Source organism: Nonomuraea sp. NPDC050547 (genome assembly GCF_044457345.1).
Taxonomy (GTDB): domain Bacteria; phylum Actinomycetota; class Actinomycetes; order Streptosporangiales; family Streptosporangiaceae; genus Nonomuraea.
Window position 1 is genome coordinate 74,358 of the sequence record NZ_JBITGW010000021.1, and the last position, 14,626, is coordinate 88,983.

General features: G+C 70.2%; 13 protein-coding genes. 8 read left to right on the forward strand and 5 right to left on the reverse strand.

Going from position 1 to position 14,626, the window contains the following annotated elements; translation table 11 throughout:
- Positions 1-73: 73 nt before the first annotated feature.
- From ACIBHY_RS42510 to ACIBHY_RS42535, 6 genes are all read left to right on the forward strand, one after another.
- The gene (locus ACIBHY_RS42510) at positions 74-1,081 is read left to right on the forward strand and encodes a hypothetical protein (RefSeq protein WP_397309690.1); all 1,008 of its coding nucleotides are present in this window, start codon (positions 74-76) and stop codon (positions 1,079-1,081) included.
- 5 nt (positions 1,082-1,086) lie between these two features.
- Positions 1,087-3,201 (forward strand): ATP-dependent zinc metalloprotease FtsH, encoded by a 2,115-nt coding sequence (gene ftsH / locus ACIBHY_RS42515; RefSeq protein ID WP_397309691.1) that lies wholly within the window; start codon positions 1,087-1,089, stop codon positions 3,199-3,201.
- A 371-nt stretch (positions 3,202-3,572) separates the two neighbouring features.
- A complete protein-coding gene (locus tag ACIBHY_RS42520) occupies positions 3,573-4,175 on the forward strand; it encodes a DUF937 domain-containing protein (RefSeq protein WP_397309692.1) in 603 nt (200 codons plus the stop codon).
- Between the two features lie 16 nt (positions 4,176-4,191).
- A complete protein-coding gene (locus ACIBHY_RS42525) occupies positions 4,192-4,773 on the forward strand; it encodes a Maf family protein (RefSeq protein WP_397241763.1) in 582 nt (193 codons plus the stop codon).
- 373 nt (positions 4,774-5,146) lie between these two features.
- Entirely contained in the window at positions 5,147-5,908 is a 762-nt protein-coding gene (locus tag ACIBHY_RS42530; RefSeq protein WP_397241767.1) for a class I SAM-dependent methyltransferase, read from the forward strand.
- A gap of 363 nt (positions 5,909-6,271) precedes the next feature.
- The gene (locus tag ACIBHY_RS42535) at positions 6,272-7,843 is read left to right on the forward strand and encodes an ATP-dependent DNA ligase (protein WP_397309693.1); all 1,572 of its coding nucleotides are present in this window, start codon (positions 6,272-6,274) and stop codon (positions 7,841-7,843) included.
- Between the two features lie 2 nt (positions 7,844-7,845).
- Here the strand turns inward: ACIBHY_RS42535 and ACIBHY_RS42540 are convergent, their stop codons facing one another.
- Entirely contained in the window at positions 7,846-9,024 is a 1,179-nt protein-coding gene (locus tag ACIBHY_RS42540; RefSeq protein WP_397241771.1) for an AAA family ATPase, read from the reverse strand.
- 373 nt (positions 9,025-9,397) lie between these two features.
- Here ACIBHY_RS42540 and ACIBHY_RS42545 point away from each other — a divergent pair, with 373 nt between their 5' ends.
- Complete coding sequence (locus ACIBHY_RS42545; RefSeq protein ID WP_397309694.1) at positions 9,398-10,015, forward strand: septal ring lytic transglycosylase RlpA family protein; 618 nt, start codon at positions 9,398-9,400, stop codon at positions 10,013-10,015.
- Between the two features lie 601 nt (positions 10,016-10,616).
- On the opposite strand, the gene ACIBHY_RS42550 is transcribed toward ACIBHY_RS42545, so the two are convergent.
- Positions 10,617-11,219 (reverse strand): DUF1707 and DUF4870 domain-containing protein, encoded by a 603-nt coding sequence (locus tag ACIBHY_RS42550; RefSeq protein WP_397241775.1) that lies wholly within the window; start codon positions 11,217-11,219, stop codon positions 10,617-10,619.
- A 132-nt stretch (positions 11,220-11,351) separates the two neighbouring features.
- Here ACIBHY_RS42550 and ACIBHY_RS42555 point away from each other — a divergent pair, with 132 nt between their 5' ends.
- A complete protein-coding gene (locus ACIBHY_RS42555; protein ID WP_184973393.1) occupies positions 11,352-11,696 on the forward strand; it encodes a hypothetical protein in 345 nt (114 codons plus the stop codon).
- A 471-nt stretch (positions 11,697-12,167) separates the two neighbouring features.
- Here the strand turns inward: ACIBHY_RS42555 and ACIBHY_RS42560 are convergent, their stop codons facing one another.
- From ACIBHY_RS42560 to ACIBHY_RS42570, 3 genes are all read right to left on the reverse strand, one after another.
- Positions 12,168-13,226: a DUF4192 domain-containing protein gene (locus ACIBHY_RS42560; protein ID WP_397309695.1), complete on the reverse strand. Its 1,059-nt coding sequence runs from the start codon at positions 13,224-13,226 to the stop codon at positions 12,168-12,170.
- A 198-nt stretch (positions 13,227-13,424) separates the two neighbouring features.
- A complete protein-coding gene (locus tag ACIBHY_RS42565) occupies positions 13,425-14,156 on the reverse strand; it encodes an EI24 domain-containing protein (RefSeq protein ID WP_397241779.1) in 732 nt (243 codons plus the stop codon).
- 72 nt (positions 14,157-14,228) lie between these two features.
- Positions 14,229-14,603, reverse strand: coding sequence for an FKBP-type peptidyl-prolyl cis-trans isomerase (locus tag ACIBHY_RS42570; RefSeq protein ID WP_184973397.1), 375 nt, complete (start codon positions 14,601-14,603; stop codon positions 14,229-14,231).
- Positions 14,604-14,626 lie beyond the last annotated feature (23 nt).

The window sequence follows — 14,626 nt, forward strand, 5'->3', positions numbered from 1 at the left end:
TTCCATAGCTTCTTGCACGCAATAGCTGGATTTGTCGTACGCTCCCGTCGTGCTCGATGGGGAAGGTGGGACCGTGGGTTCCCGTGTGACAACGGCGGACAAGCCGAAGAACGCCTCCCCGCCAAGGCGTTCCCGCATCGGCGACCTGCGTATGCGGGACGTCTATCGCGGGCTCGCCGTGCTCGTCGCGGCGGCGGTCGCCGTCGTCGCTGTCGTGCTCGCACTTCCCTCCCGGCCGGACGAGGTCGCGGAACGGCCGGTCGCCGCGCCATCGACCGCCCCGCCGACCTCGTCCGCCACCCCACCCGGCACCCCGTCGGCCACCGCGTCGGCCACCGCGTCGGCCACCGCGTCGGCCACCGCGTCGGCCACTCCGTCCGGGACGCCGGGAGCTGTTCCGCCCGCCGCGACCGTCCATCCCGCCGGTACGGCCGAGCCCGTCGTCAGCCCGTCCGCGGCGGTGCCCGCGCTGCCCAGCCCGGCGCCGTCGGTCTCCCAGGCGGCGGCGCGGCCCACGCCCTCGCCCGGCGCGTCCCTGGCACCCGGATACACGGCCATGGAGGCCTTCTACGCCGATGCCCGGCTGCCGGAGGTGCCGGGCAAGCCGAAGAAGGCCGTGCTGCCCAAGCCGGGACGCCGCGTGCTCGCGGACAAGCGGACCGGCGTGGCCGTACCCCTGCTGGGCAGGCCTTGGAAGCGGCACCGCGGCGCGCCGTTCACCAGCAAGCAGGTGCTCCCCAAGCTGCGCGGCCGCGCCGAGCGCGGCCTGATCGTGAGCTGCCCCGTCCCGATCGAGGCGCAGAAGAATCCGCGCGACACCGCGCTGCTGGCCGCGCGCTGGACACTCAACCTCCACCCCAAGGGCGCCACCGTCCGCTGGCTGACCTCCCAGCCGGTCAAGGGCGGCTGGGCGACGATCTACCAGGTCAAGTACGGCAAGCGGTCCTCTGTCGCCGCCGTCGTCGTACTGGACGGGGGAATGGCCAAGCCGGGACTGGTGTTCGCTTCGATACCGGACACGCAACGTAAGCGTTGGCGTGACATCTACCGCGTCGTCTCTGGTGCCCGTGTTCTAGGGTAGAGATCATGGATGCGGCGATTTGGGGGAGTGACGCCGTGGAACGCTCTGGGCCGCCTCAGGAGCAGGACAAGAACAAGCAGAAGCCCTGGCGCGCCGAGGGCCTCCCGGGTGGTTCCGGCACCGGACGTCCCAAGATCAATTGGTGGCGCTTCGTCGTGACGCTGCTCGTGGTGTACGCGGGCTTCTTCCTGATCTCCTCGTTCTTCGACAGCGAGCCGGTGGAGACGATCTCCTACACGGAGTTCACCAAGCAGGTGACGGCGAACAACGTCAAGGACATCTCGGCCGAGGGCACGTCCGTCCAGGGTGAACTGAAGGCGGCGGCGACCGACCCCGACGACAAGAAGCAGTACACGAAGTTCGACACCGAGATCCCGGTGTTCGCCAACACCGACCAGCTGGACGCCCAGCTCAAGGCCGCGGGCGTGAACATCACGTCGACTCCGGTCGGCGGGCGCGGGCTCTTCCTGAACCTGTTGCTGTCGTTGCTGCCCGTGCTGCTGCTCGCGGCCCTGTGGATCTGGGTGATGCGCCGCGGCGCCAGCATGATGGGCGGCGGCGGCCTGGGCGGGCTCGGCAAGTCGAAGGCCGCCAAGCCGGTCGAGAGCTCCAAGATCCGGGTCACGTTCGACGACGTGGCCGGCATCGACGAGGTCGAGAACGAACTCGTCGAGATCGTCGACTACCTGAAGGACCCGGGCAAGTACCGCAGGCTCGGCGCCAAGCTGCCCAAGGGCGTGCTGCTCGCCGGCCCGCCCGGAACCGGCAAGACACTGCTGGCCCGCGCCGTGGCCGGTGAGGCCAACGTGCCGTTCTTCTCCGCCAGCGCCTCCGAGTTCATCGAGATGATCGTCGGCGTGGGCGCCTCCCGGGTGCGCGACCTGTTCGAGGAAGCGCGCAAGGTCGCCCCGGCGATCGTGTTCATCGACGAGATCGACGCCATCGGCCGCGCCCGCGGCGGCGCCTCCGGCCTCGGCGGGCACGACGAGCGCGAGCAGACCCTCAACCAGATCCTCACCGAGATGGACGGGTTCTCCGGCGCGGAGGGCGTCATCGTCATCGGCGCCACCAACCGGCCCGAGGTCCTCGACCCCGCCCTGCTGCGCCCCGGCCGCTTCGACCGGACCGTGCAGGTCGGCCTGCCCGACGCGGCCGGCCGCAGCGCCATCCTGAAGGTGCACACCCGCGGCGTACCACTGGCCGCCGAGGTCAGCCTCGACCAGCTCGCCAAGACCACGCCCGGCATGACCGGCGCGGACCTGGCCAACCTCGTCAACGAGGCGGCGCTGCTGGCAGCCAAGCGCGGCAAGGACAAGGTCGGCACCGCCGACTTCGCCGACGCGCTGGAGAAACTGCAGCTCGGCGCGGCCCGCAGCATCGTCATGCCGGAGGAGGAGCGGGTCAGGACCGCCTACCACGAGGCCGGGCACGCGCTGCTCGGCATGCTCCAGCCCGGCGCGGACCCGGTCAGGAAGATCTCGATCATCCCGCGCGGCCGGGCGCTCGGCGTCACCCTGTCCACGCCCGACACCGACCGCTACGCCTACGACGAGAAGTACCTGCGCGGCCGCATCGCCGGCGCCCTGGGCGGCATGGCCGCCGAGCAGGTCGTGTACGACATCATCACCACCGGCGCCGAGAACGACCTGGAGCAGGTCACCATGATCGCGCGGGGCATGGTGGGCCGGTGGGGCATGTCCGCCAAGGTCGGCCCGCTCACCATCCTCCCGAATGACGGCCAGCAGCCCCAGGCCTCACCCGCCACCCTCGCCACCGTGGACGAGGAGGCCCGCCGGATCGTGGACGAGTGCTACGAGGTGGCGGTGCGCATCCTGTCGGAGAACCGCGACAAGCTGGAAGCCATCGTGGTGGCGCTGCTGGAGCACGAGACGCTGGACGAGGCGGGCGCGTATGCGGCGGCCGGGGTCAGCCGGCCGGCGAACACCCCGCTGGAGGCCCCGCGCGCCAACGGCGAACTGCCTCGGGGGGCGGACGCTCCCTCGGGCCCGCTGCCGCAGCAGTCGGTGGACGGGTCGCCGGTGCCTGACGTGTCCACCCCGATGCCTTCCGATGGCGCCCCGAACGGGGTCGCGGGCTCTTCCGACGCACCCACATCCTGAGGCGTGCTTTCTGGGGTCCTGAGCTCGGGCCGGTTCCTTCCTTCCTTCGTTCGGGAGGGAGGCCGGTTCCCACGGGCTTCCGAGAGGCTTGCGCTGTTGAGGGCTTCGATCCTGGAGGTCTGGCTCAAGGGCTTTCGCGGGACGCTGGTTCCCCGCTGCCCTTCCCCGATACGTGGGCCAACCTGTGGAAGGCCCGGTTTCCGATCTTTTGTGAGGCTCTGGTTGTCTCGCGGTTCTTGAGGGGCTCGGGGGGTTTGAGGCGGGCCGTACCTGATCTGAGGGGTGTTGGTAGACAGTTAGGTCAATTCGGGAAATAGCTCGATAAAGCGGAGGGTAGGTCCACCCGAGACAAACGATCGGGGGGACTTGTCGTGTCACTCAATGATGAGCTACTCGCACAACTGGGCGACTCCGGACTGCAGCAGATCGCCGGTCTGCTCGGCACCGACACGGCCACGGCGCGCAGCGTCGTCGAGGCCGCGACGGGCACCATCGCGGGCGGCATGGCCCGCAACGCCGAGAACAACGACGGCGCGCAGTCACTGCGCAGCGCACTCGACCAGCATGTAGACGCCGACCCCTTCACCGGTGACGTCGCCAGCCTGTCGAGGGACGGCGAGGGGATCCTGGGTCACGTTCTCGGCTCGCAGGGGACGGAGCAGGCGGCGCAGGGGCTGGCGCAGTTCGCCGGGATCAACTCCGGCACCATCATGAAGCTGCTGCCGCTCATCGCACCCATGATCATGTCCTTGCTGGCCAACCGCGCCTCCCAGCAGAACATGGACGCCGGAGCCGTGGCCAACGACCTCAACCAGGAACAGGCCGGCATGCAGACCGGCGGCCTCGGCGACCTGCTGGGTTCCGTGCTCGGCGGCATCTTCGGCGGCGAACAGCAGCCGAGCCAGCCGCAGCAGCCGCCCCAGCAACAGCAGCCGTCCTCGGCCGCTCCGGGCACGTCGAACCCCGACTGGTGACCGGTAAGCTGGGGTGATGATCGTCCTCGCCTCAGCGTCACCCGCCCGTCTGGCCCTTCTGCGCACCGCCGGGCTCGATCCCAAGGTGATCGTCAGCGGCGTGGACGAGGACGCGTACACCGCGCACTCGCCCGCCGCGCTGAGCCTCGTGCTGGCGCGGGCGAAGGCCCGCGCGGTGGCCTCCGACCTGGACGAGGGACTGGTCATCGGCTGCGACTCCATCCTTGAGCTGGACGGCCGGCCGTACGGCAAGCCGGGCACGCCCGAGGAGACGGCCATCCGCTGGCGGATGATGCGCGGCCGCACGGCCCGCCTGGTGACCGGCCACTGCGTCATCGACGTGACGGCCGGCCGGGAGGCTGCCGAGACGGCGACCACGGTGGTCCGCTTCGGCCAGCCGACCGAGGCCGAGCTGGAGGCGTACATCGACTCGGGGGAGCCGCTGCAGATGGCCGGTGGGTTCAGCATCGAGGGACGCGGCGGGTGGTTCGTGGACGGCATCGACGGCGACCACGGCAACGTGCTGGGCATCTCACTGCCGCTGACCCGATCGCTGTTCGAAGAACTGGGCCACTCGGTGACGTCCTACTGGCGGTAGCCGCCCTTTACGAAGCCCTCCGACCACACGACCCTGCCACCTGACACGCCTCCGCCGCGCCGCTGGGCTCCGGGCGGTGACTCGCGTTGGAGGTGGCCTCCCGCAGGGCGGCCGACCCCGTGATCCGCGTGGCGCACCGCCAGGGAGGACTGCCGTAGAGCAGCCAACGCGAACGCCGGCGACGCGGCGGCCATGCGGTGCGTAGCCGTGGAGCAGGTCTTGTGCGTGGGCGCCAACGTCGCGATCCGCCAGCCGCGTGGCGTGGCGCCACGGAGAAAGGCCTTGCGCAGAGGGCGCTGACGCCGTGATCCGCGGTGCGGCTGCGGGTGGCGTGCGCTCGACCGGGTGGCTGGCGAGCTGCGAAGGTGATCTTATGAAGCGCGCATTCGAGGATCTGGTGGACGAGGCCGCGTCGGTGTCCGTGGAAGGCTGGGACTTCTCCTGGCTGGATGGGCGTGCGACGGAGGCGCGGCCTTCGTGGGGGTATCAGCGGCTCATGGCCCAACGCCTGGCTGGAGCTACCGCCGGGCTTGATATTCAGACGGGCGGTGGGGAGGTGCTGGCCGGGGCCGCGCGGCTTCCGTCCTTGATGGTCGCCACCGAGTCCTGGCCGCCGAATCTCGCCAAAGCCACCCGGCTGTTGCATCCGCGGGGGTGCGTGGTGGTGTCGGACCCGGATGAGCCGCCGCTGCCGTTCGCTGACGGGGCCTTCGACCTGGTGACGAGCCGGCATCCGGTGACCGTGTGGTGGGAGGAGATCGGCCGCGTCCTGGCTCCCGGCGGGACGTATCTGTCGCAGCAGGTGGGGCCGGAGAGTGTGTTCGAGCTGGTCGAGTACTTTCTGGGGCCGTTGTCTGATGAGAGGCGGCGGGGGCGGCATCCGGATGACGCTCGGGCCGGTGCGGAAGGGGCCGGGCTCGAGGTGATGGATCTTCGGTTCGAGCGGTTGCGGACGGAGTTCTTCGACGTGGGGGCGGTGGTCTACTTTCTGCGGAAGGTGATCTGGATGGTGCCTGGGTTCACGGTTGAGGAGTATCTGCCGCGGTTGCGGGAGCTGCATGAGCGGCTGGAGAGCGAAGGGCCGTTCGTGGCCACCACCACCCGCTTCTTGATCGAGGCTCGTAAACCGGGGTGACCTCGCGATCCTCGCTGCGCCGCCGGCCGCACGTGGCGATAGCGGGGTTTGGGGCGCCGTGCGGCGGGGTGGTGGGTGGTGGGCTTGGCGCCCCTCGCCGGTGGGCGGGGTGGGGCACGGTGGCCGGTCAAGGTGGGCCGTAGCGGCGGGGACCCCGTCCGACGTGAGAAGCGATCCCCACGATCGGCGGTCACTCGCGACGGCGGGTGGGGGTGGGGTGGCTTGCCGTAACGGATGGTGGGGGTGGGGTTTGTCGTAGCAGGGGGTGGGGTTTGTCGTAGTGGGGGCGCTGGTCGCGGCGACGTCAGGATGGTGCGTCGGCGCTGGTGGGTTTTGTCGGCGGGGTGCGGCAACATAGCGGGTGTGCTATTGATCGACGTGGTCCGGGTGTCGGAGGCGGTGACGCGGACGTCGGCTCGGCTGGGGAAGGTGGGACACCTCGCCGAGCTGCTCGGCAGGGTTGGCCCCGATGAGGCCGAGATCGCCATCGCCTACCTGTCCGGCGAGCTGCCGCAGCGGCAGGTCGGGGTGGGGTGGCGGACGCTTCAGGACATTCCGCCGCCCCGGCTGGCCGCCACTGCCACGCTGGCCCAGGTGGATGAGTTGCTGAGCCGGATCAAGGCTGTTTCCGGGCAGGGGTCGCAGGCGGCCCGGAAGGGGCTCGTGACGGAGCTGTTCGCGGGGCTGACCAGTCAAGAGCAGGCGTTCTTGACCCGGTTGCTCAGCGGGGAGCTGCGGCAGGGGGCGCTTGACGGGGTGATGATCGAGGCTCTGGCCAAGGCGTCCGGGGCGCCGTCGGCGGACGTGCGGCGGGCGCTGACGTTGCGGGGGTGGCTGCCCGCGGTGGGGGCGGGGGCGCTTTCTGGTGGGATCGACGCTTTGCGGGCGTTCCGGCTGGAGGTTGGCCGTCCGGTTGCTCCTATGCTGGCGGGGAGCGCGGCCAATGTGGCCGCCGCGCTGGAGAAGGCTGCTCAGGCCAGGCCGCAGACCGCTGCCAAAGACTCTGAAGACGGCGCCTCGGGTGTGGTGGCGTTGGAGTGGAAGCTGGATGGGATTCGGGTGCAGGCGCACCGGTCTGGGGAGGATGTCCGGGTCTTCACCCGCACGCTTGACGACATCACCAACCAGGTTCCCGAGCTGGCCGAGGCCATGCTCGCCCTGCCCGAGACCGATCTGGTGCTCGACGGTGAGCTGATCGCGCTTCAGCCGGACGGACGGCCGCACCCCTTCCAGGTCACGGCGAGCCGGGTGGCCAGCAAGCTGGACGTCGCGCGGCTGCGCGAGGAGACGCCGTTGAGCGTGTTCTTCTTCGACGCGCTGCGAGCCGGTGGCGAGGATCTTCTCGATCTGCCCTACGCCGAACGGCAGGAGGCCCTGGCCAGGACCGTGCCGCCAGGTCTGCTCACCCCGCGCCTGGTCACCGGTGATGTGGCCAAGGCGGAGGCGTTCTTCGCCGAGGTCGTGCGCGCCGGGCACGAGGGGCTCGTGGTCAAGACCCTCACCTCACCGTACGCCGCCGGTCGGCGCGGCGCCGGATGGATCAAGGTGAAGCCGCGCCACACGCTCGACCTCGTGGTCCTGGCGGCGGAATGGGGTCACGGCCGCCGGGAGGGCAAGCTGTCCAACCTTCACCTCGGCGCCCGCGACCCCGAGGGCGGCTTCGTGATGCTGGGCAAGACGTTCAAGGGCCTGACCGACGAACTGCTCGCCTGGCAGACCGAACGGTTCCTGGAGATCGCCGACGGCCCCACCGACGGCTGGACGGTCACGTTGCGCCCCGAACTCGTCGTCGAGATCGCCTTCGACGGGGTCCAGCGATCGCCGCGCTATCCCGGCGGCATGGCGCTGCGATTCGCCCGGGTACTGCGCTATCGCCCGGACAAACGGGCCGACGAGGCCGACACCGTCGACACGGTCCGGTCCCTCATGGTCTGACGTCAGCGTTTGGGCCATTTCCAGCTGGGCCCGTCGAGCGGTCCCTGCCCGGCCACCCCGGTCTCGCCCAGGTCCTTCACCAGTTCGATCGTCGTGGCCTTGCGCCGTTCCAGCGCGGCGACCAGGGGCTTGGCGTGCGTCACGACGATCACCTGCGTCTCCTCGGCGGCCGCGGCGATCAGTTCGCCCAGAGGTTCGAGGAGGTCGGGGTGGAGGCTGGTCTCCGGCTCGTTCAGGACCAGCATCTCCGGCGGGCGGGGCGTGAGGAGCGCGGCCACCCACAGCAGATACCGCAGCGTGCCGTCGGACAGTTCCGCGCTGCCCAGCGCGCGTAGCAGTCCGTGCTGCCTCAGCGTGAGCTCCATGCGCGTACCCTCAAGCGCGATCTCCACCCGGCTGCCCGGGAAGGCGTGGTCGACGGCCGCGTCGAGCGCGTCCGCGTCGCCGATCTCGCGGATCGTCTGCAGCGCCGCCGCCACGTCGCCGCCGTCGTGACCCAGAACCGGGGTGCGGGTGCCGATCTGTGCTTGTCGTGCTGGTGCGTACGCGTCCGTCCGTAGATGGTCGTAGAAGCGCCATGACCTGATCCGTTCGCGCAGCACCAGCAGATCGGGCGCGCGCACCGGATCCGCCATCTCGCTGAGCATGCTGTCGAAGGGCTGCAGGTCGTGCGGCACGAACTCCCACCTGCCGCCGCGATCACGAATCTGTACGGCGGGGCCGCCCCGCTGGGCCAGCAACGTCGCGGGCCGGAGGATGGGCCCCGCCCAGGTCGCCTCGGCCTTGATCTCCGGGTCGAGGGAGAAGGCGGAGGCGGCGCCGCCGTACCCGCCGGTGGGGATGGGCAGGCCCAGGTCCATGGCGTAGCCGAAGTCGTCTCCGGCGAAGCCCAGCTTGAGGCTGACCGGGCCGGAACGGGTCGTGCCCTGCACCGGGTGGGCGCCCTCGCGTACGCTCCGGCCGATGTTCTCCGGTCCGGCCCACAGTGTGGACGCCAGGCCGCCCTCCCTGGCCAGCGCGGCGACGGCGCCGTTGCGCGCGGAGTCGGCGAGCAGGCGCAGCGCGCGGTAGAGGCTGGACTTGCCGCTGCCGTTGGCGCCGGTCACGACGTTGAGCCGCCCCAGCGAGACGAACAGCCTGCGCAGTGACCGGTAGTTCTCGACGGCGAGCGTGTTCATCATCGTGCCAGGGTACGGCTCGGCCGAACTGATCACGCAGAGTGCTCACCGGGAATCCAGGACACCACAAGATCAGGCGCGTACCCTCGAAACTCCAGTGAAACTTGTGATCAAAGTGATATATGTCACTACTTGACTCATTAAGTTGCCTTTACTCGGGCTTTGTCGCGTATGTTCACTCCGTTGCCGGGGCGTTGACTCGCCCCATCCTGCCGGGAACGGCCGAAGCGCGCACCATACCCCTTCTCGCCTGGCCTTTCCCCGTCCTGTCCCCTATCTAGGACTGTGGTTCCCCTTGGGTCAGCATTCGACCAAGCCGTCTCGTCCGAACCCCCTTGCCCGGTCATCCGCAAGCGGCAAGCGCCGCTGGACCGCCTTGGCCGCCGGAGTCGCCGTCGTCGCGGCCGCCTCGACCACCGCCTGGGCCGCGGTTACCAACGGTGACGACACCCAGCGCGCCACCGCCATGAACACCGCGGCCATCCCTCCGGCCCAGACCCCGGCCGGGCGTCCCTCCGCCGCCTCACAGACCGCCACCCCGAAGCCACGGCTCGGCGGTCCGGCCCAATCTCAGGGCAAACCAGTGCATTCACCCTCGCCCGGTGACCCCGAGGCGTCTCCCAAGCCGTCGTCAAGCCCCAGCAAAGCGCCTGCCGCGCCCAAGGTGGCCAAGGCGGAGCGGGTCTCCAAGCCGCGTACCCGGGTCGTCTCCACCGGTACCTGCGGGGCCTCCTTCTACGGCGAGCCCCAGATGACCGCCAGCGGGGAGCGCTTCAACCCGTCCGCGATGACGGCTGCGCACAAGACGTTGCCGCTGGGCAGCCGGGTCCGGGTCACGAACCCGAACAACGGCGACTCGGTGACCGTCCGCATCAACGACCGTGGGCCCTATGTGGGCGGACGGTGCCTGGACCTTTCGGAAGCCGCCTTCGACGCCATCGGCAACACCGGCTCGGGCGTCATGACCGTCAAGTACGAGGTCCTGGCCAGGTAACCCCTCACCTGCGCTTGCGTGGCAGGCGGCTTTGGCATGGGTGCTCTCATGCGGCGGTGTGGTGGCCGGGAAGGGCGGGCGTCGGCGGCTCTCGCGGCGCGGCAGACCGGTGTCTGGTGTCCGGTGACCGGTGCGGGCCGGGGTTGAGGCGTGGTTGGTGCGTGGCTGGGCTGGTGCCCTGCGCGCGTAGCCCGGAGGCCGTGCGGGGCAGGTCTCGCCGGTGTCTCGCGGGAGCCGGTTGTCCCGTGCTGAGCTGGCATCTCGTGCGGGATCGGTCTCGCGTGTGGAGCCGGGTGCCCGCGTGAGGCTGGGCTGCGTCCGGACTTGGGTTCCGCGTGGAGCCGGGTGCCCGCGTGAGGCTGGGCTGCGTCCGGACTTGGGTTCCGCGTGGAGCTGAGGTCCTCCGGGCCCGGCCGCGCATGTGTGCCTGGAAATCCGTGTGGGCGGTGCTGGGTGGGCCCGGGTCTCCCGCTTTTCGGCGGGAGCCGGGTGGGCCGAAGGGTCTAGCGTGGCCGGCGTTTGGTGGGAGGCCGGAGGCCCCTCTCTGGTCGCCTGGCTGGTGGCTGGTGGCTGGCGACTGGTGGTCGGGTCGCGGTCGCGGCTATTTGATCAGGCGGACCGTCAGGGGGTAGCGGAACTCGTTCTCCGACAGAGCGGCCACGCCTCCGGCGATCGACAGGATGACCGCGGCGATCCAGATGACCGGCAGCAAGATGACGCCCACGATGGTGAACGGGAGCAGGAACGTCGCACCGGTCACCGTGAGGTGGAAGTTGAGCGACTCCAAGGCGTGGCGGCGGATGTACGGCGAGGTTTTGCCGCCGGTCAGCAGGAGGATCAGCGGGCCGATGATGGGAAAGCCGATCAGCGCCACGAGGTGGGCCGCGGATGCGCCCAGGCGTTCGTTGCTCTCCGTGGGGCCGTGGTGCTTCGGCGGTGCCGGGGCCGCTGTCTGGTGCAGGTGGGCTGCGGGGCGCGAGCCGTACAGCTCCGTCATGATGGGCATGAGGTCGCCGTGCGTGCGCGCGGTCATGGCGCGTTCGAGGCGGTCGTCGAACTCGTGCTTGTCGAACCGGCCCTCGGCATAGGCGGCCTGGACGTGCTCCACGACGTGCTCGCGGTCCTGGTTGGTCACCCGCAGTTGGGCTTGGGGCACGGGTCCCGGGCCGCCCGGGGGTGTGGGTGCCTCTGTCATCGCGGCCATGCCTCTCCTTAGCTCAGGCGGTCTGGTCCTATGCTGCATCCTTTTCCGGTGATGTGGGATCGGGAGGAACCCCGAAGTCTCCCTTAGAACAGCCCCGACGCGGCGGACGCGAAACCGATATAAAAAGGAACCATGAGATGGCGAGACCGCTATGGGCTCCGGCGTCTGCGCGGGCCGAAGGTCGCAAAGTTCGACCGGGAGGCGACGGACGCCGACATCGAAGCGCTCATCGCCTTTGCCAAGTCGCGGCGCGGCGTCGAGTTCTACGTCGAACCGGAGACCTTTGCCACCGACACCACGGCCGTCGCCGTGGCCGACGACGGGGAGTGGACCCGGCGACGGGTGGGCTCGCCCGCCGTCATCCACAAGGTCGCCCGTGACCTGGCGCTGCCCGTGTACGACGTGCAGCTGACGGGGTATCCGCAGCGCATGCGCGCCTACAACGAGAAGCGGCGCAGGGAGGAGGGCGGGCTGTAGCCCGCCTGCCCTCGGGGTACGCGCCGCTCTGGCGCGTGCCCTTTTCGTGTGCTCGCAATCTTCCTGCCCGTCTCCGAGCAGCCCTGGAAGTGGCCGCCCCGGTGGTGGTGTGGTGCCCGTCGGGTGCCCGGGGGTGATGGGTCAGGCCGCCAAGGGGTCCTGGTGGGTCGTGTCGCAGCAGCGGCCGGGGCGGGGCGTCAGGTGGTCGTGGCCTCAGCCGCCGGGTGGTGGGATCAGGTCCCAACGGCATCCGCGTGGTGGTGGGGCAGGCCGCTGCGGCATCCGCAGCGTGGTGGGTTGGGGCGTGGCGGGGTGGGCTCGGGTGGTGGGGCAGGCCGTTACGGCATCCGCCGGGTGGTGGGTTGGGGCGTGGCGGAGTGCGCTCGGGTGGTGAGCTGGGATGTGGCGGCGTTCGCGGGGCGGATCGTGACGGCACTGTGGGGTGGGTCGTGGTGGGGCCTGCGGGGTGGGTCAGACGGTTATGGCGTCTGCGGGGTCGTCCAGGAGGGTGGTCAGGGGGAGGAGCCAGGCGGCTCTTGGGGTGCCCATGGCGGTGTCCAGTTCGGCGGGGGTGGGCAGGCGGCCGCGCAGGAGTGAGGGCGGCATGAGGTGCTGCAGGGCGTGCATCAGCAGGTTGGCCATGGAGTAGGCGGGGTCTGTGGTCAGGGCGCGTTCGAGGGCTATGACGGCCAGAACACTGTCACCGGAGCGCCAGCTGGACATGGCCAGCAGGGAAGCGGCCGCGGGGACGAAGCGGGGCTCCAGCCTGCGGGTCAGGTCCTTCCAGAGTGGGGCGTGGGCGTCGTCCATGAGGGTCCAGGCCTCGTCCCGGATGCGGATGATCGTGAGGTCCAGGCCGAGTTTGGCGGCTTCCGTGTCGTCGAGGCGGCGGCCGGCGGCGTGGGAGGCGATGGCGGCGCGGACCCTCACCAGGCCCTCGGCCACGAACTTGCGGGCGAAAGCCTCGGTGTCTTCAGAATTCGCCAGGCGGGTGCGCAGGTCGGCGACGGCGGTGGCCGTGGCGGCGCGCATCGACATGCGGACCGGGCCGGTGCACGGGGCGATGGTGCGTTCCAGGGTCTGGCGGTCGGGGAGGGCCACCATGCCGTGGACCGTCGCCTCGGCGGCCACGGGGCTGGTCGTGGGGTCGTAGGGGGTGCCCGTGGGCGGGCAGCAGTGGGGGAGGTCACAGGTGTAGGACCAGTAGCGGCCGTCCTCCGCTCGCAGGGCTTCGCCGATCTTCACACCCTCCGCCGCCGCCAGGCGTCTGGCCTCGTCGATCGCCGGGGTCACCAGCGGGCCGGCGCCGTAGCCGACGAGGATCAGTTCGGTGATCTTCTCCCGCTCCAGGACCGGGGTCAGGGGAGCGAGGGCGTCCTCGGGCAGGGGCAGGCTCCAGCGGGCCGCGATCTGGGCCTGGTCGGCGGCCATGCCGATCACGATCAGGCTTTCCGACGGGTGGAAGCCGACCAGGTACGGCACCGCGGCGAGGATGTCGGACGGGGAGAGCAGGGTGAGGCACGGGGTCATGGGGCATGAGGGTGCCGTGGACGGGGGTGCGGCCGGGGGGCCGAAAGGCGTTCTGGGGACGGAGCGGGGTTGGGGCGGGCCCGGCTGTGGATAACGCGGGCCATGCCAGAAGGACGGCTACGCGGGCTGTTCCGGCAGGACGGCTACGCGGGCTGTTCCGGCAGGACGGCTACGCGGGCCGTACGCGGAAAAGGACGGCTAAGCGGGGGACAGGCGGTTGCGGACCAGGAGGGCGGCGCCCGCCACCGCGGCCGGCATGGCGATCACGGCGACGAAGGGGACCAGGAACAGCAGGAACACCGCCACCCCGAACCCCAGCGCGGCCGGCTTGTTTCCGCGGAGCAGGGCGAATCGCTGCTTGCGCGCCAACCCCCGCCTTTCCATCGAAAGGGTCGTGAGCTCCACTGTCAGGAAAAATCCGGAAACGGCGGCGCCTATCACCGGGATCACCGTCTGGCCCACCACCGGGATGAAACCGAGGAAGAACAGCGGAACGGTGATCAACAGTACCCACCCCAACGTCACCAGGCTGTCCCTGATCGACCGGGGCAGCGTCCGCCACCAGGGCAGTTCCTCATACCCTGGCACCACGTCCACCGTCGCCGACAGCTTCTCGTAGAACGGCTCCCCGATCACCAGCGTGATCGCGGTGAACGTCACCACCGCCAGCGCCAGCCCGCCCACGAACACGACGATCGCGATCATCACCCGGAACGCGTCCCGCCAGCCCCAGGTGTCGGCGAACGGCGTCATCCAGTTGGCCAGTTCGATGGCGTTGTTGCCCAGGTAGACCAGCGCCGCCACGTAGACCGCGAAGGCGATCAGCGCGGGGATCAGGCCGAAGAGCCACCAACGCCCGTTACGTGCCACCCAGCCCAGCCCTTGAACGAAAAAGCCGACACCGGCGAAGAAGTCGCGCACAGATCGCATGCCCGGCATGCTAGCGCGCGCCGAAAGGCGCCGCCGCGCCCGTCAGGGACGCGGCGACGCCCGAACAGCCGACTAACCGACCGAGAGCAGGTCCACCACGAAGATGAGAGTCTCGCCCGGCTTGATGCGGGCGCCGGCGCCCCGGTTGCCGTAGCCGAGGTGCGGCGGGATGACCAGCTTGCGCCGGCCGCCGACCTTCATGCCCGCGACGCCCTGGTCCCAGCCGGCGATGACGCGCCCGCCGCCGAGCGGGAACGCGAACGCCTCGCCCCGGTTCCACGACGCGTCGAACTCCTCGCCGGTGGAGAAGGCGACGCCGACGTAGTGGACGTTGACCGTGTGTCCGGGCTTGGCCTCGGGGCCGTCGCCCGTGACCAGGTCGACGATCTCCAGGTCGGTGGGCGGGTTGCCCTCCGGGAAGTCGATCTCCGGCTTCTCGAGTGCCACGAAAGTACTCCTGATGAACGAAA